Source organism: Micromonospora sp. NPDC049900, from assembly GCF_044461025.1.
Classification (GTDB): Bacteria; Actinomycetota; Actinomycetes; order Mycobacteriales; family Micromonosporaceae; genus Micromonospora.
Map to the genome: position 1 here is coordinate 209,989 of NZ_JBITKM010000007.1, position 24,644 is coordinate 234,632.

At 72.3% G+C, this 24,644-nt stretch carries 20 protein-coding genes; 11 read left to right on the forward strand and 9 right to left on the reverse strand.

The genetic code is table 11. The features are described 5' to 3' along the window. Window positions 1–10: 10 nt before the first annotated feature. From ACIBMZ_RS18280 to ACIBMZ_RS18305, 6 genes are read right to left on the reverse strand one after another with little or no spacing between them, the layout of a single operon-like run. The gene (locus ACIBMZ_RS18280) at window positions 11–880 is read right to left on the reverse strand and encodes a PmoA family protein (RefSeq protein WP_396695167.1); all 870 of its coding nucleotides are present in this window, start codon (window positions 878–880) and stop codon (window positions 11–13) included. Beyond that, window positions 877–1,509, reverse strand: a complete 633-nt coding sequence (locus ACIBMZ_RS18285) for a hypothetical protein (protein WP_396695169.1) — start codon at window positions 1,507–1,509, stop codon at window positions 877–879. The genes ACIBMZ_RS18280 and ACIBMZ_RS18285 overlap by 4 nt, the downstream gene beginning before the upstream one ends. Further along, window positions 1,493–2,377 carry a carbohydrate ABC transporter permease gene (locus tag ACIBMZ_RS18290; RefSeq protein WP_396695171.1) on the reverse strand — a complete coding sequence of 295 codons (885 nt, stop codon included), beginning with the start codon at window positions 2,375–2,377 and terminating at the stop codon, window positions 1,493–1,495. Before ACIBMZ_RS18290 ends, ACIBMZ_RS18285 begins: the two co-directional genes overlap by 17 nt. After that, entirely contained in the window at window positions 2,377–3,360 is a 984-nt protein-coding gene (locus tag ACIBMZ_RS18295) for a carbohydrate ABC transporter permease (RefSeq protein WP_396695173.1), read from the reverse strand. Before ACIBMZ_RS18295 ends, ACIBMZ_RS18290 begins: the two co-directional genes overlap by 1 nt. A gap of 31 nt (window positions 3,361–3,391) precedes the next feature. Further along, on the reverse strand, window positions 3,392–4,735 hold the full coding sequence (locus tag ACIBMZ_RS18300) for an ABC transporter substrate-binding protein (protein WP_396695175.1): 1,344 nt from the start codon (window positions 4,733–4,735) through the stop codon (window positions 3,392–3,394). A 19-nt stretch (window positions 4,736–4,754) separates the two neighbouring features. Continuing rightward, on the reverse strand, window positions 4,755–5,885 hold the full coding sequence (locus ACIBMZ_RS18305; RefSeq protein WP_396695177.1) for a LacI family DNA-binding transcriptional regulator: 1,131 nt from the start codon (window positions 5,883–5,885) through the stop codon (window positions 4,755–4,757). A gap of 239 nt (window positions 5,886–6,124) precedes the next feature. On the opposite strand from ACIBMZ_RS18305, the gene ACIBMZ_RS18310 reads away from it, so the two are divergent. From ACIBMZ_RS18310 to ACIBMZ_RS18350, 9 genes are all read left to right on the forward strand, one after another. After that, window positions 6,125–7,453: a Gfo/Idh/MocA family protein gene (locus ACIBMZ_RS18310; RefSeq protein WP_396695179.1), complete on the forward strand. Its 1,329-nt coding sequence runs from the start codon at window positions 6,125–6,127 to the stop codon at window positions 7,451–7,453. A 24-nt stretch (window positions 7,454–7,477) separates the two neighbouring features. Then, on the forward strand, window positions 7,478–8,908 hold the full coding sequence (gene uxaC / locus ACIBMZ_RS18315; protein ID WP_396695181.1) for a glucuronate isomerase: 1,431 nt from the start codon (window positions 7,478–7,480) through the stop codon (window positions 8,906–8,908). After that, complete coding sequence (locus ACIBMZ_RS18320; protein ID WP_396695183.1) at window positions 8,905–10,206, forward strand: enolase C-terminal domain-like protein; 1,302 nt, start codon at window positions 8,905–8,907, stop codon at window positions 10,204–10,206. The genes uxaC and ACIBMZ_RS18320 overlap by 4 nt, the downstream gene beginning before the upstream one ends. Next, complete coding sequence (locus tag ACIBMZ_RS18325; RefSeq protein WP_396695185.1) at window positions 10,197–11,684, forward strand: mannitol dehydrogenase family protein; 1,488 nt, start codon at window positions 10,197–10,199, stop codon at window positions 11,682–11,684. The genes ACIBMZ_RS18320 and ACIBMZ_RS18325 overlap by 10 nt, the downstream gene beginning before the upstream one ends. A 143-nt stretch (window positions 11,685–11,827) precedes the next feature. Then, window positions 11,828–13,006 carry a Gfo/Idh/MocA family protein gene (locus ACIBMZ_RS18330; protein WP_396695187.1) on the forward strand — a complete coding sequence of 393 codons (1,179 nt, stop codon included), beginning with the start codon at window positions 11,828–11,830 and terminating at the stop codon, window positions 13,004–13,006. A 214-nt stretch (window positions 13,007–13,220) separates the two neighbouring features. Then, window positions 13,221–14,579: a polysaccharide lyase family 1 protein gene (locus ACIBMZ_RS18335; RefSeq protein ID WP_396695189.1), complete on the forward strand. Its 1,359-nt coding sequence runs from the start codon at window positions 13,221–13,223 to the stop codon at window positions 14,577–14,579. Window positions 14,580–14,654: 75 nt separating this feature from the next. Next, entirely contained in the window at window positions 14,655–16,217 is a 1,563-nt protein-coding gene (locus tag ACIBMZ_RS18340; RefSeq protein WP_396695191.1) for a polysaccharide lyase family 1 protein, read from the forward strand. A 140-nt stretch (window positions 16,218–16,357) separates the two neighbouring features. Then, on the forward strand, window positions 16,358–19,174 hold the full coding sequence (locus ACIBMZ_RS18345) for an AAA domain-containing protein (RefSeq protein WP_396695193.1): 2,817 nt from the start codon (window positions 16,358–16,360) through the stop codon (window positions 19,172–19,174). A 315-nt stretch (window positions 19,175–19,489) separates the two neighbouring features. Beyond that, window positions 19,490–20,278 (forward strand): HD domain-containing protein, encoded by a 789-nt coding sequence (locus ACIBMZ_RS18350; RefSeq protein WP_396695195.1) that lies wholly within the window; start codon window positions 19,490–19,492, stop codon window positions 20,276–20,278. Window positions 20,279–20,380: 102 nt separating this feature from the next. Here the strand turns inward: ACIBMZ_RS18350 and ACIBMZ_RS18355 are convergent, their stop codons facing one another. Then, window positions 20,381–20,980, reverse strand: a complete 600-nt coding sequence (locus ACIBMZ_RS18355) for a hypothetical protein (RefSeq protein WP_396695197.1) — start codon at window positions 20,978–20,980, stop codon at window positions 20,381–20,383. A 148-nt stretch (window positions 20,981–21,128) separates the two neighbouring features. Here ACIBMZ_RS18355 and ACIBMZ_RS18360 point away from each other — a divergent pair, with 148 nt between their 5' ends. Further along, on the forward strand, window positions 21,129–21,926 hold the full coding sequence (locus ACIBMZ_RS18360) for an SAM-dependent methyltransferase (RefSeq protein WP_396695199.1): 798 nt from the start codon (window positions 21,129–21,131) through the stop codon (window positions 21,924–21,926). Window positions 21,927–22,088: 162 nt separating this feature from the next. Further along, on the forward strand, window positions 22,089–22,307 hold the full coding sequence (locus ACIBMZ_RS18365) for a hypothetical protein (RefSeq protein ID WP_396695201.1): 219 nt from the start codon (window positions 22,089–22,091) through the stop codon (window positions 22,305–22,307). Here the strand turns inward: ACIBMZ_RS18365 and ACIBMZ_RS18370 are convergent. Together ACIBMZ_RS18370 and ACIBMZ_RS18375 are read right to left on the reverse strand one after the other, a co-directional pair. Beyond that, window positions 22,243–23,028, reverse strand: a complete 786-nt coding sequence (locus ACIBMZ_RS18370; protein WP_396695203.1) for a DUF4184 family protein — start codon at window positions 23,026–23,028, stop codon at window positions 22,243–22,245. The two genes, ACIBMZ_RS18365 and ACIBMZ_RS18370, sit on opposite strands and share 65 nt — an antisense overlap. Window positions 23,029–23,167: 139 nt before the next feature. After that, window positions 23,168–24,493: a cellulose binding domain-containing protein gene (locus ACIBMZ_RS18375; RefSeq protein ID WP_396695205.1), complete on the reverse strand. Its 1,326-nt coding sequence runs from the start codon at window positions 24,491–24,493 to the stop codon at window positions 23,168–23,170. Window positions 24,494–24,644: the final 151 nt, after the last annotated feature.

Sequence of the window (24,644 nt, forward strand, 5' to 3'; positions counted from 1 at the left end):
ACCGGGCCGTCTAGATCAGCGCGGCAGCGGTGGCGCGATCCAGCGCGCCGTCGGCGACGACCACCTGGTAGCGGCCGGGCCGGCTGGTGCCGGCCGGGATCGTCGCGGTCTGCGCGAACGCGAACGCCACGCAGACCCCCGGATACATCGTGGTCCGGACGAACCACCGGTCCCCCGGCCCCAGACCACTGAACACCAGCGTGTACGCCGCGCCCTCCGGCGACCTGCCGCGCAGTGCGACCCACGGCTCGGCGCAGCCGTTGACCGTCTCCTCGCCGTCGCGCGCGGCGGTGAACACCTCGGTCGGCCCGTCCGTCAGCGCCCGCCAGAAGAACCCGCCGTACCCGGCCCCGCCGGGGCGACCGTTGGTGGCCGGGCTGCCCAGCGTCACGTCCCGGTCGGCGGGAGCGGTCAGGGTGCTGCCGACGTCGAGCCGCCAGGCGCTCCGGTGGCCCGGCAGCACCGAGGCGGTGAGGGTACGCCGCTCGGTGAGCAGCACCGCACCGGTCGGGTCGCACCAGTGCAGCAGGTGGTCGAGCCGGTCGGGTGCGCGATGCTGCCAGCCGGTGTGCGCGATCCGGCCGTGGTCGGCCCGCCAGGTGTAGCCGACGTCGCGGACGTAGGTGCGACCGCCCCAGAGGTTGGTGCCGTCGACGTCCTGCACGGCCAGCGACGCACCGAGGTGCCAGACGTGGTCGGCCGGGAACGCGTCGGTGACCGTGGTGCCCGCCAGGGTACGCACCGGGTGCAGGTAGGGCCGGGGTCCGTGCTTCGCGTCGAGGTCGGGTGCGAGCACGTACCGGGCGACCGGCGTACCGCCGACGACCAGGTGCGGATCGTCGTCGGTCGAACGCGTACCGGTGAGCGGTCCGGCGGTCACGACAGCTCCGCCTCGGCGACCGTCCGGCGGCGGGCCACGGCGTGCACGGCGGCCAGCGCGTACCCGGCGAGGATCGGCACCGCGACCGGGGTGACCAGTACGCCGAGCAGCGCGGCGACCACGGTGGTGCCGGCCAGCGCGGCCCAGTGCGCGGGGTGGTCGAGGCAGGCCCGGGCGGCCCGGCCGGCGGCCCACCGCCAGCCGGTGCCGCCGGTACGACCCACCTCGACCACGACGGCGGCGGCGTACCCGAGCAGGCCCGCCGCGACGACGGTGGTGACGCTCAACGCCAGCGCCCCGCCGGGCACCCGACCGGTGGCCAACGCCACCAGGTCGGCGGCGAGCAGGCCGACGGCGGCGAGCCCGAGCAGCGCCACCGGCAGGCCCGGCAGCAGTCCCCGGCCGAACCGGGAGAACGTCTGCCGGGCCGTCGGCCACCTGCCGGTGGCCAGCCAGTCGTGCACGGCCGCGCTGGCGGTGCCGACCGCGGCGCCGGCGGTCACCACCGGCACCGAGGCGAGCACCGTCAGGATGCCGACCAGCGCCAGGTCGGCGGCGTCGCGGACGGTGTCGCGCCAGTCGCGGCGCGGTGTCCGCCGGTCGTGGCCGTCGTCAGCCCTTGAGTCCACTGGTGTTGATCCCCTCGACGAGCATCCGTTGGAAGGCCACGAAGAACACGAAGACCGGCAGCAGGGACAGCACCGACATGGCGAACATCGGTCCCACCGCGCTCTGGCTGGTGGAGTCGATGAACAGGGTCAGCGCCACCGGCACCGTGTAGTCGCTCAGGCTGGACAGGAAGACCAGTTGCCGGAAGAAGTCGTTCCAGGTCCAGATGAACGAGAAGATCGCGGTGGTGACCAGCGCGGGTCGGCTCAGCGGCAGGATGACGTACCGGAAGATGCCGAACGCGTTGGCGCCGTCGATCCGGGCGGCCTCGTCCAGCTCACGCGGGATGCTCCGCATGAACTGCACCATCAGGAAGACGAAGAACGCCTCGGTGGCCAGGAACTGCGGGATCAGCAGTGGGAGGTACGGCCAGTCGCCGCCGACCAGGCCGAGGCTGCGGAACAGGATGTACTGCGGCACGATCAGCACGTGCCCCGGCAGCAGCAGGGTGCCGATCATGACGGCGAACCACAGCCCGCGCAGCCGGAACCTCAGCCGGGCGAAGGCGTACGCGGCCAGCAGGCAGCTCACCGCGTTGCCGACCACGGTCAGCAGACTGACCGTGGCGCTGTTGAGGAAGAACCGGCCGAAGCTGACGTCGAAGTTGCTCCAGCCGTTGGTGTAGTTGCCCGGGGTGAAGGTCTCCGGCAGCAGCCCGATGTTGTTGACGATCTCCTGCTGCGACTTGAACGACGTGCCGATCATCCAGATCAGCGGATAGAGCACCACCGCGACGATGGCCAGCAGCACGATCAGCCGCAGCCAGGAGCGGCTGCGCGGGCGTTGCGGGCGGGTCGCCACGGGTGGCGCCACGGTGCTCGCCACCATCAGCGGTCCTCCCCGTCGGAGTAGTGCACCCAGAACCGGCCGGTGCTGAAGAAGACGACCGTGATCAGGGCGATGGCGATCAGGAACACCCAGGCCATCGCGGAGGCGTAACCCATCTCCAGGTCGGTGAAGCCGGTGATGTAGAGGTTCAGCGTGTACATCAGGGTCGAGTCGACCGGGCCGCCGGTGCCGTTGCTGAGCACGAACGCGGCGGTGAAGCCCTGGAAACCGTTGATGGTCTCCAGCACCAGGTTGAAGAAGATCACCGGAGAGAGCATCGGCAGCGTCACGTTGACGAACTTGCGGAACGTCCCGGCGCCGTCCACCGAGGCGGCCTCGTACAGCTCGGTCGGCACCTGCTTGAGCCCGGCCAGGAAGATCACCATAGGTGCGCCGAACTGCCAGATGGCCAGCACCATCAGGGTCTCCAGGGCCCAGTCCGGGTCGTTGACCCAGGGCTTGCCCTCGATGCCGAACAGCGCCAGGAAGGAGTTGAACGCCCCCTCCCGGTTGAACATGTTCACCCAGACGATGGCCAGCGCCACGCTGCCGCCGAGCAACGACGGCAGGTAGAACAGGCCCCGGAACAGCCCGACCCCGCGCCAGGCCCGGTTGAGCAGCAGCGCCACCCCGAGGGCCGCGGCCAGTTTCAGCGGTACGGCGATCAGGGCGAAGCTGAGCGTGACCCGGACCGAGTGCCACCACGACGGATCGCTGGTGAACATCCGTTCGTAGTTGGCCAGCCCGACCCACTCCACCTCGGACCAGGGGGTGAGGATGTCGTAGTTGGTGAAGCTGAGGTAGAGCGACAACAGCATGGGCATCGCCGTGATGGCCATCAGACCGATGAGCCAGGGCGACAGGAAGACGTAACCGGCCAGACCTTCCCCGTGCCGGATCCGTCCGGTCCCGCGCCGGGTGGCGTCGGGCCGGACGGATCCGGTGCCGCGGCGGGTCGGGTCGGGCGCCGTGGTCAGGGCCACGAACTGCTCCTCTCCGGGTTTCGCGGCGGCGTCAGGACGCGATCGCTGCCTTGCAGGCCTCGACGAACTGCGCCGCGGCCTCGGCGGGGGTGGCCCGCCCGTACTGGGCGTTCTCGGCGGCCTTGGTCAGTTCGGCGCGGACCTTGCTGTGGCCCTTGATCGGCACCTGCGGCGCCTCGCCGAACGTCTCGGCCAGCTTGTTCTCGACCTCGATGGACTGCTTCATCGCCGGGTCGGTGGTGTCGTCGCTGACCACCCGGCGCAGGTCCATGTTGGACGGCAGGCCCCGGTCGGTGCCGAGCAGCTTGACCGCCTCCGGGTCGTTGGCGAGGAAGTTGATCACGTCCACCGCGACGTCGGCGTTCTTGCTGCCCCGGAAGACCGACCAGTACATCGAGGCGCGGGCCCACTGCGCGCTCGGGTCACCCGGGTACGCGATGACGCCCAGCTCGTCGGCGGTGTTCTTCTTCAACTCCGGCATCTGGTTGACCCAGACCCAGGAGGTGCCCGACTTGCCGGTCACCACGAGCTGCTTGGTGATGTCGGTGGCGTTTCCCTCGTGGATGATGTCGGGGGTGGGCGTGGCGCCCCGGTCCCGCGCGCCCTTCCACAGCTCGAACCACCTGGTCACGTCCTCGGCGGTGAAGCCGAGGTCGTTGCCGGAGTAGAGGTCCTTGCCCTGCTGGCGCAGCCAGACCCAGAACGCCTTGTAGTCGGCGCTGGGGTCCTGGGTGCCGGGGACACCGGCCTTCCTGCTGACCTGCTCGGCCCAGGTGATGTGCTCCTCCCAGCTCATCCCGGTGGTCGGCTCGGGCAGCCCGTTCTTGGTCAGCAGCGTCTTGTTGTAGACCAGGCCCTGGGTGTTCTCCCCGGCGGCGAGGCCGGCGAGTTTGCCGTCGACCTCGCCGTACTGGAGCAGGCTGGGCGGGAACCTGCTGGTGTCGAGGTCGCCGGAGTCCGCGTACTTCTTCAGGTCCAGGGTGGCGTTGCGGGCCGCGTACTCGGCGAGGAAGTTGTCGTCGATCTGGAAGATGTCCGGCGGGTTGCCACCGGCGGTCAGCGTGGCCAGCTTGTCGAAGTAGCCCTGGTTGGCCTGCCAGACCTTCTCGAACGTGACGTCCGGGTTCTTCTTGGTGTAGAGGTCGAGGGCCTGGTTGGTGAGATCGGCCCGGGCCTCGCCGCCCCACCAGAAGATGGAGAGCTTGACCTTGCCGTCGGAACCGGCGTCGTCACCGCCGCAGGCGGCGGCCGCGCCGACCAGCGGCAGGGCCACGACGGCGGCGAGCATGCCGCGCAGCAACCGGCGGCGGAGCAGGGGGGTACGGTAGGTGCGCCCGTCGGACGCGTTCGCGGTGGGGTGCGTTGCGGGGTGCATGTGCGCTCACTCCTTGGCGTTAGGAGGCGACGACGTCACCGGCGGCCACGATCGGGCTGCCCGGGTCCGCACGGCGATGCGGGCCCGGGCCTACGGCAGCGGCGCCGGGACGTTCCCGGCCGGCGTATGGTCCCGGCGCGGTGGAGTCGCGGATGACCAACTCGGTCTGGAGCATTACCTGTGCGGTGGTACGACGGACGCCGACTGTCGCCCCGGCACCGCCGCCCCGCCCGGTGCGCGGGAGATCGGTGTCCTGTTGCAGCAACATGTCGACGGCCGTCCGGCCGGCGGCCGCGGTCGGCGTGGCCACCGTCGTCAGCTTGGGGCGGGTGAGTCGGCTCAGGCTGATGTCGTCGACCCCGACGACACTCACCTCCTGCGGCACCCCGACCCCGAGTGCGTCGAGCCCCTCCAGGAGTCCGATCGCGATCAGGTCGTTGTAGGCGAGCACGGCCGTGACGCCGGCCCGGCGGACCTGCTCCGCCTGGGCCAGGCCACCGTGTTCGGTGGGCGGGTTGGGGCCGAGCACGGTCAGGTCCGCGCCGGCGGTCCGGGCCGCCGCGCTGGCGGCGCGTCGGATCTCCCGGCTGGTCCATGAGCCGCGAGGCCCGCCGAGCAGGGCGATCTGCCGGTGGCCCAGGCCGACGAGGTGCTCGATGGCGGTGCGCGCGCCCTGCCCGACGTCCATCAGGACGCAGGGCAGACCGGCCAGTTGGCGGTTGACCACGACCAGCGGCACCTCGCGGCTGAGCTGCTCGATCAGGCTGTTGCTCATCCGTGGGCTGCACAGCAGCACGCCGTCGACCTGCTTGGCCAGCGCGTGCACCAGTTCCTCCTCCGCGGCGGCGTCCTCGTTCGTGTCGGCGACGAAGACGTGGTAGTCGCGGTGGCGGGCCTGGCTCTCCGCCGCCTTGATCAGCGGCGGGAAGAACGGGTTGGCGATGTCGGCGATGATCAGGCCGATGTTGTGCGTCCGGCCGGTGATGAGGGCGCGGGCGGCGCGGTTGGGCCGGTAGCCCAGGTCCTCGGCGCAGGCCAGGACCCGTACCCGGGTCTCCGGGTTGACCAGATGGGGTGCGGAGAAGGTGCGGGAGACGGTGGAGATGTGCACGCCGGAGGCCCGTGCGACGTCCCGGATGGTGACTGGCACTCAGGCCCCCTTCATCGATGTGTGTCGGCGGTCACGGGTGTCGCCAATTAATGCAAACGGTTGCTCCACTGTCAACGGCGCTTGATTACAGCTCTGTTTCGGCCGGGCTCTCACCATGCACTCTAAGCCCCACGAATAGGGTCAAAAGACGCCGATTCTCGGCCGCTCGTTGACTCTGACCAATCGATCGTGGTTACTTCACTGCAAAGGTTTGCACAAAGATCGAGGAGGATCGGTCTGTGTCACCGCAACCCGGCAAGCGCGCCCGGTACGCCGTCGTCGGCACCGGCGCCCGCGCCGAGATGTTCGTCCGGGCACTGGTCCGCGACCACGCGGACACCGCCGAGCTGGCCGCGTTCGCCGACGTCAACCAGGCCCGGATGGACGCCCACAACCGATGGCTCGGCGAGCTGGGCCACGCCGCGCTGCCGACCTACCACGCCGACGACTTCACCGCGATGCTCACCAAGGAGCGGGTCGACGTGGTCCTGGTGACCTCGGTCGACGTCACCCACGACGCGTACGTGGTGGCCGCGCTGGACGCCGGCTGCGACGTGGTCACCGAGAAGCCGATGACCACCGACGCGCCCCGCTGCCAGCGCATCCTCGACGCGGTACGCCGCACCGGCCGACGGGTGACGGTGGCGTTCAACTACCGCTACAACCCGTTGCACGAACAGATGCGGCGGCTGCTCGCCGAGGGCGCGGTCGGCGAGATCGGCTCGGTGCACTTCGAGTGGCTGCTCGACGTACGCCACGGGGCCGACTACTTCCGGCGCTGGCACCGCGACAAGGCCAGCTCCGGCGGGCTGATGGTGCACAAGGCCAGCCACCACTTCGACCTGGTCAACTGGTGGCTCGACGCCACCCCGGTGCAGGTGTACGCCGCCGGCCGGCTGTTCTTCTACGGCGACGACGGCCGCCGGCACGGCTACGCCCGCGACTACGAGCGGGCGCACGCCGCCCCCGCCGCCGCCGACGACCCGTTCGCGCTGCGCCTGGCCGAGCACCCCCGGCTGCGGGAGCTGTACCTGGACGCCGAGGCCTCCGACGGCTACCACCGCGACCGCAACGTCTTCGCCCCCGGCGTGACCATCGAGGACGACATGGCGGTGCTGGCCACCTACTCCAGCGGCGCGACGATGACCTACCACCTCACCGCGTACGCGCCGTGGGAGGGCTACCGGGTGATGGTCAACGGCAGCCGGGGCCGGCTGGAGCTGGAGGTCACCGAGAGCGAGTTCGTCAGCCCGGCCGCCGCCGGCGCACTCAAGGGCGCCGCCCTGCACGGCGCCGAGGCCGCCAGCGAGGGCGGCGACGCCACGCTGACCCTGCGCCCCTTCTGGTCCCCGCCCCGACGCATCGAGGTCGACGGGTACACCCGGCACGGCCACGGCGGGGCGGACGCCCGGATGACCCAGGTGCTGTTCGGCGGCGTACCCGATCCGCTGGACCGCGCGGCGACCGCCCGCGACGGCGCACTGGCCCTGCTCACCGGCCTGGCCGCCAACCGGTCCTTCGACACCGGCGCCCCCGTGCGGGTCGCCGACCTGCTCACCCTCGACTGACCTCGACCCCAGGAGCCGAACCCCGTGCCCACCTCGACCCGTCCCGACCTGCTGTTACCCGCCGAGCCCGGCCAACGCGCCCTGGCCCGCGAGCTGTACGCGCTGGTGGCGCGGCTGCCCATCATCTCGCCGCACGGGCACGTCGACCCGGGGCTGCTCGCCGACGACCAGCCGTTCCCCGACCCGTCCCGGCTGCTCATCGTGCCCGACCACTACCTGACCCGGATGCTGTTCAGCCAGGGGGTGCTCCCGGCCGAGCTGGGCGTGCCCACCCGCGACGGCAGCCCGGTGGAGACCGACGGGCGGCGGATCTGGCGACGCTTCGCCGAGCACTGGCACCTCTTCCGCGGGACCCCGTCCCGGCTCTGGCTGGAGCAGACCCTCACCGAGGTCTTCGGCCTGGACACCCGACTGTCGCCGCAGACCGCCGACGAGGTGTACGACGCGCTCGCCGCCCGGCTCGCCGAGCCGGAATTCCGGCCCCGGGCCCTGTTCGAACGGTTCAACATCGAGGTGCTGGCCACCACCGAGTCCCCCCTGGACGACCTGGGTCGGCACGCCAAGCTCGCCGCCGACGGGTGGGGTGGTCCGGGCGGTCGGGTGGTCACCACCTTCCGGCCGGACAACGTGGTGGACCTGGAGTTCGAGGACTGGTCGACCAACGTCGACCGGCTCGGCGAGATCACCGGCGAGGACACCGGCACGTACCAGGGCTACCTGGCCGCGCTGCGGGCCCGCCGGGAGGCGTTCATCGCCGCCGGTGCCACCTCGTCGGACCACGGGCACCTCACCGCCCGCACCCTGGACCTCGGCGCGGGCGCGGCGGAGGTCTTCGACCGGGCCCGCCGGGGTCGGGCCGAGCCGGGCGACACCGAGGCGTTCCAGGCACACATGCTGCTGGAGTTCGCCCGGATGTCGCTGGACGACGGCCTGGTCATGCAGTTGCACCCGGGAGCGGTACGCAACCACAACCGCTGGCTGCACGACCGGCACGGCCGTGACGTGGGCGGCGACGTCCCGCAGGCCACCGAGTTCGTGCACGCGCTGGCGCCGCTGCTCGACGCGTACGGCAACGACCCCCGGCTGCGGGTGGTGCTCTACACGCTGGACGAGGACACCTTCACCCGGGAACTGGCACCGCTGGCCGGTGGGTACGCCGCCCTGGTGCTCGGCGCACCCTGGTGGTTCCTGGACTCCCCCGAGGTGCTGCGCCGATTCCGCGAGACGGTCACCGAGACCGCCGGCTTCTACAACACCGCCGGGTTCGTCGACGACACCCGCGCGTTCTGCTCCATCCCGGTACGCCACGACGTGGCCCGCCGCATCGACGCCGGCTTCCTCGCCCGGCTGGTGGCCGAGCACCGACTGCCCATGGACGAGGCCGCCGAGACCATCGTCGACCTGGCGTACCGGCTGCCGAAGCAGGTCTTCAAGTTCGGAGAGAAGCAGGCATGACGACCATCACCGACGTGACCGTGCACGACGTACGGTTCCCGACCGCCGCCAGCGGCGACGGCTCCGACGCGATCAACCGGGGCGACTACTCGGCCACCTACGTCGAGTTGCGCACCGACGACGGGCCGACCGGCGCCGGGTTCACCTTCACCAACGGTCGCGGCAACGAGATCACCTGCGCCGCCGTGCAGGCCCTGGCCCACCACGTGCGGGGACGCGGCGTGGAGGAGATCACCGCCGAACCGGTGGCGTTCTGGCGCTCGCTCGTCGCCGACGTGCAGTTGCGCTGGCTCGGCCCGGAGAAGGGGGTCATCCACATGGCCACCGGCGCGCTGGTCAACGCGGTGTGGGACCTGCGCGCCAAGCTCGCCGGCAAGCCGATGTGGCGCTACCTGGCCGAGCTGTCCACCGAGGAGTTGGTGGCCAACGTCGACTTCCGGCACATCACCGACGCGCTCACCCCGGACGAGGCCGCCGCTCTCCTGGACAAGGGACGCGACGGGCTCGCCGACCGGCTGGCCCTGCTGGAGCGGGACGGCTTCCCCTCGTACACCACCTCGGTGGGCTGGCTGGGCTACCCGGACGACAAGGTGCGGGCGTTGACCCGGGAGGCGTACGCGCAGGGGTGGCGGGCGATGAAGATGAAGGTCGGCGGCCCGCCCGAGGACGACCTGCGGCGGGCCCGGATCATCCGGGCCGAGATCGGCCCGGACGCGCTGCTGATGATGGACGCCAACCAGGTGTGGGACGTCGACGAGGCGATCACCAACATGACGGCGCTGGCCGAGGTCGACCCGTACTGGATCGAGGAGCCGACGCACGCAGACGACGTGCTGGGTCACGCCCGCATCGCCCGCGCGCTGACCGAGCTGACCGGCGGCCGGTGCCGGGTCGCCACCGGCGAGGTGGCCGCCAACAAGGTCATCTTCAAGCAGTTGTTGCAGGCCGAGGCGATCGGCGTGATGCAGATCGACGCCTGCCGGGTGGCCGGGGTCAACGAGGTGCTCGCCGAGATCCTGCTGGCCGCGAAGTTCGGCGTACCCATCTGCCCGCACGCGGGCGGCGTCGGGCTCTGCGAGTACGTCCAGCACCTGGCGATCTTCGACTACCTGCGGGTGGGCACCAGTCTGGACGGCCGGATGGTGGAGTACGTCGACCACCTGCACGAGCACTTCGTCGACCCGGTACGCACCCGCGACGGGCGGTACCTGCTGCCGACCGAACCGGGCTACAGCGCCACCATGCGGCCGGAGTCGATCGCCACCTTCCGCTTCCCGGACGGCCCGACGTGGCGGTGACCGTGGGCGCGTCCCGACTGGACCTGGGCGCCCTGCGCCGACTGCCGGCGCAGTCCCGTCCGCTGATCCGCCCGGGCACCGTGCCGGCCGGCGTGATGCACCTCGGGCTCGGCGCGTTCCACCGCGCCCACCAGGCCGTCTACACCGAGCAGGCGCTCGCGTCGGCCGGGGGCGACTGGGGCATCGTCGGCGTCGCGCCACGCAACGCCGATCTGGTGCGGACGCTGACCGCGCAGGACAACCTGTTCAGCGTGAGCACGCTCTCCGCCGCCGACCAGCAGACCCGGGTGATCGGAGCGCTGGCCGACGTCCGGCTGGCCGCCGCCGACCCGGGCGCGATCGTGGCGTTGCTGGCCGACCCGGCGATCCGGGTGGTGACGCTGACGGTGACCGAGAAGGCGTACCAGCTCGATCCGGCGGCCGGCACGCTGCGCCCCGACTCCGAGCTGGTTGCCGACCTGACCGGCGACCGGCCCCCGGCCACCGTGCCGGGGCTGCTGGTGCGCGGCCTGCTCGCCCGGGCCGCCGCCGACGCCGGGCCGATCGCGCTGGTGAGCTGCGACAACCTGCCCGCCAACGGTCGTCGGCTGCGTGGCCTGGTCACCCAGGCGCTGGTGTACGCGGGCACCGGGCAGACCGCGCTGGACTGGGTCCAGGACCAGGCCGGCTTCCCCGGCACCATGGTCGACCGAATCGTCCCGGCCAGCACCGCGCAGACCCTGGACGCGGCCCGCCGGGCGCTCGGCGTCGAGGACCTGGCGGCGGTGGCGGCCGAGCCGTACACCCAGTGGGTGATCGAGGACGACTTCCCCGGCGGACGGCCCGCCTGGGACCGGGCCGGTGCGGTGCTCTGCGCCGACGCCGGGCCGTGGGAGCGGCTGAAGCTGCGCGGACTCAACGGGGTGCACTCGGCCGCCGCGTACCTCGGTGCGCTCGCCGGATGCGAGACGATCGCCGACGCGCTCGCGCTGCCGCACCTGACGACGGTGCTGCGTCGGCTGATCGCCGAGGTGGCCGCCAGCTTCACCCCGCCCGACGGCGTCGACGTGGTCGACTACGGCGAGCAGGTGCTCGCCCGCTTCGGTAACCCGGCGATCCGGCACCGCACCCTCCAGGTGGCCATGGACGGGTCGCAGAAGCTGCCGCAGCGGATCCTGCACACCATCGCCGACCTGCGCGCGTCCGGCCGGTCCGCCCGGTGGGCGGCGCTGGTCGTGGCCGCCTGGATCCGGTTCGCCCAGGGCATCGCCGACGACGGCCGCGCACTGCCGCTGGACGACCCGCTGGCCGAGCGGATCCGTACCGCCCTGGCCGCCGCGCCGCAGACCCCGGTCGGTGCCGTCGACGCGGTCCTCGCCCTCGACGAGGTCGTCCCGCCCGAGGTGGCCGCCGACGCGCAGGTCCGCGCCGACGTCACCGCCTGGCTGACCGACCTGCACCGGCACGGCGTCCGAGCGACCCTGGCCGGTGCCGGATGAGTGAAAGGAAGGGCACCTTCCTAACGCCTGCGGTAGAGCAGGGGTCCCCTGCCAACGCCCCGACACCCACGACCCGCGCGACACCCACGACCCGCGCGACACCCACGACCCGCGCGACGCCCACGACCCGCGCGACGCCCGCCGTGCCCGCGACGTCGGTGCCGACGGTCGCGCTGGTCGGGGCGAACGGGCACGGACGTTGGCACCGGCGGGTGCTCGGCCCGCTGCACGACGCCGGACGGCTGCGCCTGGTCGCACTGGTGGACACCCGGCCGTTGGAGGACGAACGGACCGCGCCGGTACCCCCCGACGCCCGGGTCTTCACCGACCACCGCGCCATGCTCTCCGCCGTCACGCCGGACGTGGTGGTGATCTGCACCCCGCCGCACACCCACCTGCCGATCGCCCGGGACGCATTGACCGCCGGTGCCGACCTGCTGCTGGAGAAGCCGCCGGTGCTCTGCACCGCCGAACACGAGGAGCTGGCCGGGGCGTTGGCCGGCACCGGCCGGGTGGCGCAGGTCGGCTTCCAGGCGCTCGGGTCGGCCGCGCTGACCGCACTGACCGACGCGGTCGGCGCCGGTCGACTCGGTACGGTCACCGGCATCGCCACCGTCGCCGCCTGGCAGCGTCCGGACGCGTACTACGCCCGCTCACCGTGGGCCGGTCGGCGGACGTTGCACGGGCGGCCGGTGCTCGACGGCGCGTTGGCCAATCCGCTGGCGCACGCGGTGATGCAGTGCCTGGCGGTGGCCGAGGCGGTCACCGGTGGGCCGGTGGAGCCGACCGCCGTCGAGGTGGAGCGCTACCGGGTCCGGCCGATCGAGGTCGAGGACACCGCCGTGCTGCGGGTACGCCTGCGGCACGGCCCGCCGGTCGTGGCCGCGGTGACGCTGGCCGGGGAGGACTTCGTCCCCGGCGAGGTGATCGTGACCGGGGACGCCGGACGGGCCGTGCTGGAGTACCCGACGGACCGCCTGCTGCTGCCCGGCGAGACGCAGGCACGGGAGGTGCCCGGCCGACGGGGCCTGTTGGAGAACCTGCTGGACCATCGGGCCGATCCCCGGGTGCCGTTGATCGCGCCGCTGGCCCGGACCGCCCCGTTCACCGCGGTGCTGACCGCGCTCCAGGCGGCGCCCGAGCCGACGTTGCTCGGTGGCGGCTGGGTGGAGACGGTCGGCGACGGCCCGCAGCGGGTGCGAGTCGTTCCGGGCGTCAACGACGTGCTGCGCCGGTCCGCCGAGAGCGGCGCGTTGCCGACCGAGCTGGGTGTGCCGTGGGCGGTCGCCCCGTGGCGGACCGATCCGACCGGAGCGGAATAGGAGGACACCGCAACGCCACTGCAACATCGCCGGTCCGATCAGGACCGATCACGCCACGATGACCAGCGGTTTCCCGACCGGGACAGGTCGGGACGATGTCGGCCGAAAGCATTTTCTGCAACAAAACTGCACATCATTAATATTGACCACAATAAAAACATAACCGTAACCTTCGTCACATAGAGAAACAACGACGAGGGAACGGGACGAGCTGATGCGCAGAATTGCCGCCGGTGCGGCATTGATCATTCTCACCCTGACCGCCGCGCCCACCCCGGCGGCGGCACACCCCGGCCCGACGGGCGGCACGGACACCCTGTCCGTACTGGCCCGCCAGATCGGCCGACAGGCGCTGCCGACGAACGACGGCTGGGCGGCGGCCGGGCCGGGCACCACCGGTGGCTCCACCGCCACCGCCGACCAGGTCCACGTGGTCGACAGTCGCCAGGACCTGGTCGCCGCGCTCGGCGGGAACAACGCCACCAACGCGACCAACGCGACCCCGAAGATCGTTTACATCCGGGGCGAGATCGACGGGTTCGAGGACGCCGACGGTCGACTGCTCGACTGCGCCGACCTGGCCGACCCCGGGTACTCGCTGGAGACGTACCTGGCCGCGTACGACCCGACCGTGTGGGGACGGGTCGCGCCGAGCGGGCCGGTGGAGGAGGCCCGGGTCCGGTCGGTGACCAACCAGACCCGGCAGACCCAGATCAACGTCGGCCCGAACACCACCATCGTCGGTCTGCGCGGGGCGCGACTGACCGGCCTCACCCTGATGATCGACCGGGCACCCAACGTCATCGTCCGCAACATCACCTTCGACGACGCCCGGGACTGCTTCCCCGCCTGGTCCCCCACCGACGGCGAGACGGGCAACTGGAACTCCCAGTACGACCTGGTCTCGGTCCGCCGCAGCGAGAACGTCTGGATCGACCACAACACGTTCACCGACGGCGACAATCCCGACAGCGGCCAGCCGGTCCACTTCGGACGGCCGTACCAGGTGCACGACGGCGCGCTGGACATCACCCACACGGCCAGCCTGGTGACCGCCTCCTGGAACCGGTTCGACGGGCGGGACAAGCTGATGCTGATCGGCTCGTCCAACACCGTCGGCCCGGACGTCGGTCGGCTCAACGTCACCCTGCACCACAACCTGTTCGACGAGGGGCTCCAACGGCTGCCCCGGGTCCGCTTCGGGCAGGTCGACCTCTACAACAACCAGTACCGGCTGACCGGCGACGCTTTCGAGTACGCCATCGGCGTCGGCGTGCAGTCCGCCGTGTACGCGGAGAACAACCACTTCACCCTCGGCGCCGGCATCACCGCCGCCGACCTGCTCTACGACTGGAGCGGCACCGCGATCACCACCCGGGGCAACTGGGTGAAGGCCGCCGGCAAGCTACCCCGCCCGGTGGACCTGGTGGCCGCGTACAACGCCGCGCACGACCCGGACCTGTCGCCCGACGCCGGCTGGACGCCGACGCTGCGGCACGGACCGGTCCTCCCGGCACCACTGGTGCCCCTCGTCGTCGGCCCGCTCGCCGGAGCCGACCGCCTGCCGCTCTGACCGTCCCTCAGGCGACCCGGCGACCACCCCCGGCTGTAGCAGTACCACCACCGATAGCACGGAAGGTAGGCAAGGATGAGACGAACAGTCGCACTGCGACTCCTCGCGGGGCTGTCCGCGACGGCCGTGGGCGCCGCGGTCTGCGTGACCCTGGTGACCCCCCAGGCGTCGGCCGCCGTCGGCAGCGCCACCGGCTTCGCCACCCGCAACGGCGGCACCACCGGCGGCGCGGGCGGCCAGACGGTACGCGCCACCACCGGCACCCAGATCCACGCGGCCCTGTGCAACCGGGCCAGCAGCAGCGCCCCGATCACCATCCAGGTGGAGGGGACCATCAACCACGGCAACACCACCAAGGTGTCCGGGTCGAGCTGCAACACCGCCGCCGACGTGATCGAGCTCAAGCAGATCAGCAACGTCACCATCCTCGGGGTGGGCAACGGTGCCGTCTTCGACCAACTCGGCATCCACATCCGCGAGGCCCGCAACATCATCATCCAGAACGTGACGGTGCGGAACGTCAAGAAGTCCGGCTCGCCCACCTCCAACGGCGGTGACGCGATCGGCATGGAGAGCGGTGTCCGCAACGTCTGGGTCGACCACGTCACCCTGGAGGCGTCCGGTGGCGAGTCGGAGGGCTTCGACGGCCTCTTCGACATGAAGAACGACACCCAGTACGTGACGCTGTCGTACAGCATCCTGCGCAACTCGGGTCGTGGTGGCCTGATCGGCTCCAGCGAGAGCGACCGCTCGAACGGGTTCGTCACGTTCCACAACAACCTGTACGAGAACATCGACTCGCGGGTGCCCCTGCTACGCGGCGGGCAGGCGCACATCTACAACAACCACTACCTGCGGATCAACGAGTCCGGCATCAACTCGCGGGCCGGCGGGCAGGCCAAGGTGGAGAACAACTACTTCCAGAACGCCAAGGACGTGCTCGGCACGTTCTACACCAGCGAGGCCGGCTACTGGCAGGTCAGCGGCAACACCTTCGACAACGTCACCTGGTCGGCCCGCAGCGGCGACAACAACCCGGCCGGGCCCAACCCGACGTCCAACACCAGCGTCAGCATCCCCTACTCGTACCGGATGGACGCGGCGAGCTGCGTGCCGACCATCGTCCGGGACACGGCCGGCGCCAACAAGGGCATCCGGACCTCGAACGGCAACTGCACCCCGACGAACCCGACGACCAGCCCCACCCCGGGGCCGACCAGCCCGACGCCCGGACCGACCACCAGCCCCACCCCCGGGCCGACGAACCCGCCGAGCGGCACCAACCTGAGCATCGGCGCCGGTTCCGACGGTTCCAGCAAGGCCAGCGGCACCAGCTACGGCGACGTCCGGGACGGCGACATGAACACCGCCTGGTCCCCGTCGGCTACGACGGGTTCCATCTCGATCAAGTGGGACTCCGCGAAGACGATCTCCCGGGTCACCATCCGTGAGGCGTCCGGCGCGGTGGGCAACATCCGGGGCTGGCGTCTGATCAACCACGGCACCGGGGCGGTACTCGCCTCCGGCACCACCGCCGGTGTGATCAGCTTCGCCTCGACCTCGCTCAGCAAGGTCACCTTCGAGATCACCAGCTCCAGCGGCACGCCGAGGGTCGCCGAGTTCGAGACGTACGCCTGACCATCCGACCGCCACGTGGGCGGGAGCCGTCGACGGCTCCCGCCCACCGCCGTGCCGTCGCTGGGCGGCGGTGCGCGACGGCGAGGTGCCGGGGCACGCGGGCGGCCGGGCGGGACGGCGTACGGCAGAACCGGGGGGCGATGCGCGCGGCCACGATCCTCACCGCTCTCGCCGACCTGGCTCCGGCCGGCGCGGAGCGGGTGTTCGACGTGTCCGGGACCGGGCGGCCACTGGTCTGGCTGCCCGAGCCGCACCGGGGTCCCCGTACCGCCCGGCTGGACCGCCTCGCCGCACTGGACGCGCTGCACCGCGACGAGCGGATCCTGCGGCTGGGGCTGGCGTTCCTGGTCGGCGGCGTCGACGTGGCGGGGACCCGGCGTCGGGTCCGGCTGCCGCTGCTGGCCCAACCGGTACGCCTGGAACGCGGTCGGCGCGCCTACCGGGTGGTGCCCGCCGGTGACCTCGAACTGACCTCACTGATCGAGGATCGGGACCTCGCCGCCCGGCTGGAGGCCGCGCCGGGGCTCGCCGGTCCCGGCTGGCTGGCCGCGCCCGGCACCGCCGCCTGGGTGACCACGGCGGCCCAGGCCGCCGGCCTGACGGTCGACCGGGTCGTGCCGAGGCCACCGCGCCGCCTCGACGAGACGACCCTGACCGGCGTGGCCGCGGCGGCGCTGTTCGTCACCCGGGACGTCTTCGCCGGACGACTGCGGGACACCCTGCTGAACTGGGCGGGCCGCCCCGGATTGGCCGGGACGGCCCTGACCCGGATCTACCTCGGTCCGGCCGAGACGCCGGCCGACGTCGCGGGCAGCACCACCAGCGGCACCGACGGCAGGACCGACGAGGGCACCGACGACGGGGCGAACGGGGACGACGTACTGTCGCCGCTGGCGCTGAACGAGGCGCAGCGGGACGTGGTCCGGCGGACCCGGACCGAGACGGTGGTGGTGGTCTCCGGCGCGCCCGGGAACGGCAAGAGTCACGCCCTGGTCGCCGCCGCCCTGGACACCGTGGGCCGGGGCGGGTCGGTGCTGGTGGCGACGCAGTCCGCGCACGCCGCGGAGGTGCTCGGCGAACTGCTGCGCCGACACCCCGGCCCACCGCCGGTGCTGTTCGGCGACGCCGAGCGGCGGGAGACCGTCGCCGCCGACCTCGCCGGTGGCATCGCGGCCGGGGTGGACGACGCACAGTTGCGCGACGACGCCGCCGCCGTGGCCGCCGCCCGGGACCGGGTGAGCGCCGTCCGGTCCGGCATCACCGCCGCGCTGGAGCGGGAACGGCTCGCCGCCACCCTGCCCGGCTGGCAGCCGCTGCTGCCGGCGCTGGGCCACGACGCGCCGACGGTCTTCACGCCGGACGCCGACGTCGCCGCGGTCCGGCGGGCCCTGGCCGACACGGGCCGGGCGGATACCGGCTGGTGGTCCCGGCTGCGTCGGGCCCGGGCCGCCCGACGGCTCCGGCGACTGACCGGTGCCGACCTCGGGCTACCCGCCGACCGGCTGCGGGCCGCCGTGGAGGCCGCCGAGGCGGTACGGGCGGCGGCGCGACTGACGGTCGAGGGCGGCACCGACCTGTCGGCCGCCTGGTCGGCGCTGACCGAGGCGGACACCGCGCTCGCCGAGGCGGTCGGCACCGCGCTGCGGCACCAGGTCACCAGCGCGCGACGGTGGACCGGCGACGCCCGCCGGGCCGCCGGTGCCCTGGGCACCGCCCTGCGGGCCGGTCGCAACCGTCGACGCGAGATGCTCGCCGGGCTGGACGCCGAGGCACTGGTGCGGGCCCTGCCACTCTGGGTGGGCACAGTCGCCGACGTGGAGGACCTGCTGCCCCCGGTGTCCGGCATGTTCGATCTGATCGTGCTGGACGAGGCGGCACACGTCGACCAGTTGCGGGCCGCCCCGGTGCTGGCCCGGGCCCGACGCGCCCTGGTCGCCGGTGACCCGCGCCAGTTGCGGTTCGTCTCCTTCGTCTCCGACGAGGACGTGACCGCCACCCTGCACCGGCACGGACTGGACCGCTTCGCCGACCGGCTCGACGTACGCCGGTCCAGCGCCTACGACCTGGCCGCCGGTGCGGCACCGGTCACCTGGCTGGGCGAGCACTACCGGTCCACGCCCCACCTGATCGGGTTCTCCGCACGGCGGTTCTACGGCGACCGGCTCAAGCTGGTGACCCGGCACCCCCGCACCGAGCGCACCGACGCCATCGACGTGGTCACCACCACCGACGCGGACGTGGTCGACGGCGTCAACCGGGCCGAGGTGGACGCCGTACTCGACCTGGTCGGCAAGCTCGCCGCCCAGCCGCCCGGCGGCGGCATCGCGGTGATCAGCCCGTTCCGCGCGCAGGCCGACGCGGTGGAGGCGGCGCTGCTCTCCACGTACGACGTCGACGAGATCGAACGGCTCGGCCTACGCTCCGGCACGGTGCACGCGTTCCAGGGCAGCGAGGCGGACGTGGTGATCGTCTCGCTGGGACTGGTCGACGACGACCCGCCGGGCCGGCACCGTTTCCTGGCCGAACCGAACCTGTTCAACGTCATGGTCACCCGCGCCCGGCGGCACCTCACGGTGGTCACCTCGCTGCGCTCCCCCGACGGCATCGTCGCCGACTACCTCCGGTACGCCGCACAGCCGCCGGTCTCCACCACTGCCGACACACGCACGTCCGAGCCGTGGGCCCGCGCCCTCGCCGCCGAACTCGACCGGATCGGCGTGCCGGTACGGCCCGGCTACCCGGTCGGCCGCTGGCGGATCGATCTCTGTGTCGGGGCCGACACGGACGCGGTCGGGGTGATCTGCGGCGTGCACCCGGACGGGGTGGCCGCCCACGTGGAGCGGCAGCGCACCCTGGCCCGCGCGGGGTGGCGTCTGCACGACGTGTTCGCCAGCCGCTGGGCCGACGACCCGATCCGCGCCGCCCTCGACCTGACGGGCCGGATCAGCCCTCGCTGACCACGACAGACCGCCCACGCTCGATGGTGGTCACGGGTAGTCCTTGTCGTGCCGCCACCGACGGTGGGGCAAGGATGAGGTTCCGTCGTCGGTGGACCCGGACTCGGGGCCAGTCTCGTAGACCGCTGGCGGCCACCCAACCCTCAGGTACGCAGCCACGAGCGCCCGTACCTGTGGACGGACAGCCCCGCTGTGGACAACCCCACCGCCGGCCCCCATCTGCTATGACGGCGGGGAGGTGCGGCGGCGCGCCGAGTGGGTCGGGGCGCACCGGCCGTCCCCCTACCGGTGCGGGTGATCGGTTATAAGGGACGGATGGAATTGCCACCGTATCTGGCCACCATGCCGATGCACGCGATCACCGAGATGCACGGCGAGGCCGGTCTGCGGGAGCGGTTCCGGCTGGAGATCGAGGTCTTCGACGAAGACGCCCGACGCCGCCTCGACGAGGCGTTGACGCTGGCCTCGCGGCTGCACCGGGACGACCGACGGTCCCGTGAGCCGTACGTGAACCACCTGCTCCGGGTCGCCATCCGGATGGTGCACTACTACGAGGTACGCGACGTCGACGTGATCGTCGCCGGGCTGCTCCACGACGCCGTGGAGGACCACCCGATCGAGCTGGCCGGGGCACGGAACGGCTCCGGGGTCGGTGGCCAGGACAGCTCCGACCGGGCCGCAGCCACCGGCGAGCAGGGCGGATCCGACCAGATCGGCGCGGCGCTGGAGGTGCTCGCGGAACGGTTCGGGCCTCGGGTGGCGCGGCTGGTGGCGGCGGTGACGAATCCGCCGTGGGATCCGGGGCGGGAGCGTGACGAGCAGTACCACGAGCACGTCGCCACCAGCCTGGAGCGGGAGCCGTGGGCGCGGGTCGTCAAGATCTCCGACTTCACGGACAACGGGGTCGGCGTGATCCACTCGGTCGGGCCGAAGGTCGAGTCGTTGGCGCGGAAGTACCGCCCGCTGGTGCCCGTCTACCGGGATCTCGTCACCCGCCCGGACACTCCGCTCTCCGCTGCGGTGCGTCGGCACATCCTCGACCAGCTCGACCTGGCCGAGGAGCGCTTCAGCGCCATCCTCGACCAACCCGCCCACCCCGCCTGACCGGGCCACTCCGCCCGGCTACCGACCCCGGTCAGCCGCCGTCGGCCAGGTTGCGGGCCTCGGCGGCCTGGATCTCGGCGGCGCGGCGTTGGTACTCGGCGATCAGCGCCAACTCCTCGGTGCGGTACTCGGCGTGGAGTTCGCCGAGGGCCGGGTCGCGGTGGCCGGGACGGTCCGGTCGCCCAGGCGGCTCCGCAACAGGGTGGCCTGGGCGACCGGGCCGCCGCCCACGCCCAGGCCGTCCCGGGCCGCGTCGTAGAAGTGGTCGCGGGCCTCGTTGGCCCGGTGCAGCAGGTCCGGTAGCTCGTCGTCGGTGGGTACACCCCGGACGAGACGCTCGATCGCCCAGACCGCGTCGCGCCACGCCCGTGCCGCGGTCACCGTCGGGCCGTCACCGAGCAGCAGCACGTTCTCCCAGGCCAGGGTGTGCCGGAAGTCCGCCTCGATGAGGTTGGCCAGCTCCCGCTCCCGGTCCACCTGCGGGCCTTTCCGGCCGGGCGACAACCGGCCGGCGATGGTGTGCACCTCCTTGAGCGCGCGGGCGAACTCCGCGTACGCGTCGAGTCGCCGTTCGTCCCAGCGCACCGTCTGGGTACGCCGCCAGCGCGACCGGTCGGCCAGCGAGGTGGCGACGATCGTGCCGGCGGTGCCGATCAGCACACCGAGCAGGGCAGGCAGTTGCGCCAGGAGGCTTCCCACCACCCGAAGACTGCCACCTCCGAGCAAGATTCAGGGGCATGGGATTCCCGCCCGGGGCGGTATGTTCACCTTCGACAATGGACGGAGCCTGGATACGATGATCCAATCGAGCACAGGTCCGTCACCCCGACCCCGCTGACAGGAGCTAGGAATGGCCAGCCCGGACGCCGAACTCGCCGCGAAGCTCCAGCCCGAGGTGCCGCACGCCGCCCGGATCTGGAACTACTGGATGGGCGGGAAGGACAACTTCCAGTCCGACCGGGCCGCCGGCGACGCCGTGGCGGAGGTCTACCCCGAGATCGTGGTGATGGCCCAGCAGTCGCGCAAGTTCCTCATCCAGGCGGTGCGCTACCTGGCCGCCGAGGCGGGTGTGCGGCAGTTCCTCGACATCGGCACCGGACTGCCCACCATGCAGAACACCCACGAGGTCGCCCAGGCCGTCGCGCCCGACGCGCGCATCGTCTACGTCGACAACGACCCGATGGTGCTGGTCCACGCCCGCGCGCTGCTGTCCAGCACCACCTCCGAGGGCGTCACCACGTACGTGCCCGCCGACTACCACGACCCGGAGAAGATCCTCGCCGAGGCCGCCCGGACGCTCGACTTCGACCAGCCCGTCGCGGTGATGTACATGGGCGTGATGGGCTACGAGCCGGACCTGGACGTGATCCGCGCCATCGTCGGCCGGACCATGGCGGCCACCGCCTCCGGCAGCCACCTCGTGCTCTGGGACGGCACCGACACCAGCCCCGAGGTCGTCTCCGGCGCGGAACGGCTGGCCCAGAGCGGCGGCGTGCCGTACATCCTGCGCAGCCCCGAGCAGATCGGGACCTGCTTCGAGGGGCTGACGCTGGTCGAGCCGGGCCTGGTGCCGATCCCGCTGTGGCGGCCGGCGGCCCCGGACGCGGTGGCGATCGACGCGTACGGCGCGGTGGGCCGCAAACCCTGACCGTCACCTGCCCGGGTGACGGCGGGACCGGTCGGTCACCTGCACGCAGACCGGTCAGGAATCGAGAAGCGCAGGTCAGCGCCCCGACCATAGCCTGACTTCCGGTCGAGCACACCACCGGCAGAGTGCCGGTGCGGCGGCTCGGCCCGGAGGGAGGCCCCGGTGAAGGGCAACGTGTGGACTCGTCAGGTGCACCGGTGGACGTCGATCGTCTTCACGGTGGCCGTCGTCATCGTCACCGTCGTCGCCCTGCGGCAGCAGGAACCGGCCGAGTGGGTGTACCTGCTGCCCCTGCCACCGCTGTTCCTGCTGCTCTTCACCGGCCTGTACCTGTTCGCCCTGCCGTACGCCGCCCGACGCCGCGCCGCCCGCGCGCGCTGACCCGGACCGCCACGCCTCCGACCAGCAGCGCCAGCGCGGCGACGTGCAACAGCCGGACGCCGGTCGGCGCGAGCAGGTCGGCACCGGGCAGCACCGTGACGCCCGCCGCACCGGCGACGACGACCGCCCCGGCGACACCCCAGAACAGGGCCGGCCGGCGGGTCGGGACCGCGAGGCCGTCCGCCTCCCGCCCGCCGCGCCGACCGATCCGGGCCGCGAGTACGACCGCCAGCGCGCTGCCGACGACCGTGCTCGTCAGGTCCGACACGGTCCACCACGCGACGCCGCCGACCCGGGACCAGTCGATCCCGAACAGCACCCGCAGCCAGTCGTCGGTGTGCGTGAGCCAGTCCCACCCGAGATGGCTCGCCGCACCGAGCAGCGCCGACCCGACCGTGATCCACCAGCGGTGCGGCAGCACCGGCCCCCGCAGCGCATAGCCCCGCCAGCCGAACCACCGGTCCCCGGGCAGGTGCACCGCGACGTCGGGGCCGGTGAGGCGGACCACCGCCGCGTACGCCAACGCCACCGGCAGGCACCACCAGAACAGAGCGGGCCAGGAGTGGGTGTCGGCGAAGGTGCGGCCGTCCGCCCCGGCGGCCAGGTACGCGACGTCCGGGGCGACCGCACCGGCACTCAACGCCACCCCGTCGCACCACCGGGGCCGCCACACCCTCACCGCCAGCACCGGCGCGAGATGCGCGGGAAAGGTCAACGGCACGCGCAGCAGCCTAAGCCCACCCCTGATCGTGGCACTGTGGCTGCTCGACACGCCGAGGCGGGAACAGCCACACCGCCACGATGAGCGTGTGCCGGCCCGATCAGCGGGGGCGGAGCCTGGTAGCTCCGCCCCCGCACGGTCAGGCGACGGTGCAGGTGGCGCCGTTGAGCGTGAACGCACTCGGTCGGGCCGTGTTGCCGGTGTGGTTGGCCTGGAACCCGATGCTGACCGACGCGTTGGGCGCGATGGTGCCGTTGTAGGAGACGTTCCGTGCGGTCACCTGCCCGGAGGTCGGCGAGTAGCTGGCGTTCCAGCCGCCGGTGATGGTCTGCCCGGCGGGCAGCGTGAAGACCAGCGACCAGCCGTTGACCGCCGAGCTGCCGGTGTTGGTGATGGTGAGGTCCTCGGTCAGGCCGTTGTTCCAGGCGTTGATCGTGGCGGTGACCCGGCAGGACGCGCCGCCCGGGGGCGGGGTGGTCGGGGGCGGGGTGGTCGGCGGAGCCGTGGTGGGCGGCGGGGTGGTCGGCGGCGGGGTGGTGCCGCCGAACTGGGTGAAGAAGCGCCAGGTCTCGCCCGGCAGCCAGGTCCGCGAACCGCTGTCACCGGGAGCGCCGTCCTGCGGGGCGGCGATGTGCCCCTCGTCGAACGCCGCCCAGACGACCGGGTAGCCGGCCGCGCATCCGGAGTAGGTGGTGGTCCGGTGGGTCAGGCTGCCCTGGCTCGGCTCCGGCGGGTTCTGCGGGGTGCAGCCGTTGTTGCCGACGAACCGGTCGCGCAGGGACCGTCCACCGGCGATGCCGAGCACGTTGTCACGGATGCCGTGTGCCCCGAAGTAGGCGATCCGGCCGGTGCCGCCGCTGCAACCGCTGATCTGGCCACCGGCGTACACGGCGACCGCGCGGAACACGTTCGGCCGGGCGCAGGCGACCGCGTAGCTCATGCCGCCACCCCAACTGAAGCCGAGGGCGAAGCGTTGGGTGGTCTCGACGCAGAGATCCGCCTCGATCACCCGGAGCATGTCGTCGACGAAGGTGATGTCCTCGCCGCCGGAGTTGCCCCATCCGTTGTTCAGCCCCTGCGGCGCGACGAAGATGGTGCTGTTATTCGACAGGGGCAGCAACCCGTAGTAGGCCCAGGCGTCACGCTGCACGGTCTGGCCGGTGGCGACGTCGGTGGCCGTTCCGCCGCGCCAGTGGAAACCGAAGACCAGCCGGTACGGGTTGGTGTTCTGGTAGTTGTCGGGCACCCGCAGGATGAAGCTGCGGCTCTTGCCGTTGCTCTGGATGGTGTGCGTACCGCTGCGCAGTGTCGGGCTCTTGCCGCACCCGGCGGTCGCGGCGAGCGTGCCGACCTCGGCCGCGGCGGCGGTGCGACCGAGGCTGCCGGTCACCGCCGTGCCGGCGGCGGCCACCAGGAGGAGGGCGGCGAGCAGCACCGGCCCGAAGAACGATCTACGCCTGGACATCGTGGGACTCCATTCCGCGTCGCGTGGACGCGCGGGCGGCGCGGGGCGCCGTGGTGGTGGGTACGGCCGGGATGCCCGTCGACCGGCCTGGTGCCGTGCGCTCGGCCGCGCCGTCTCGCAGGCGCGGCCGAGCGGTGGCGCGTGCCCCTCA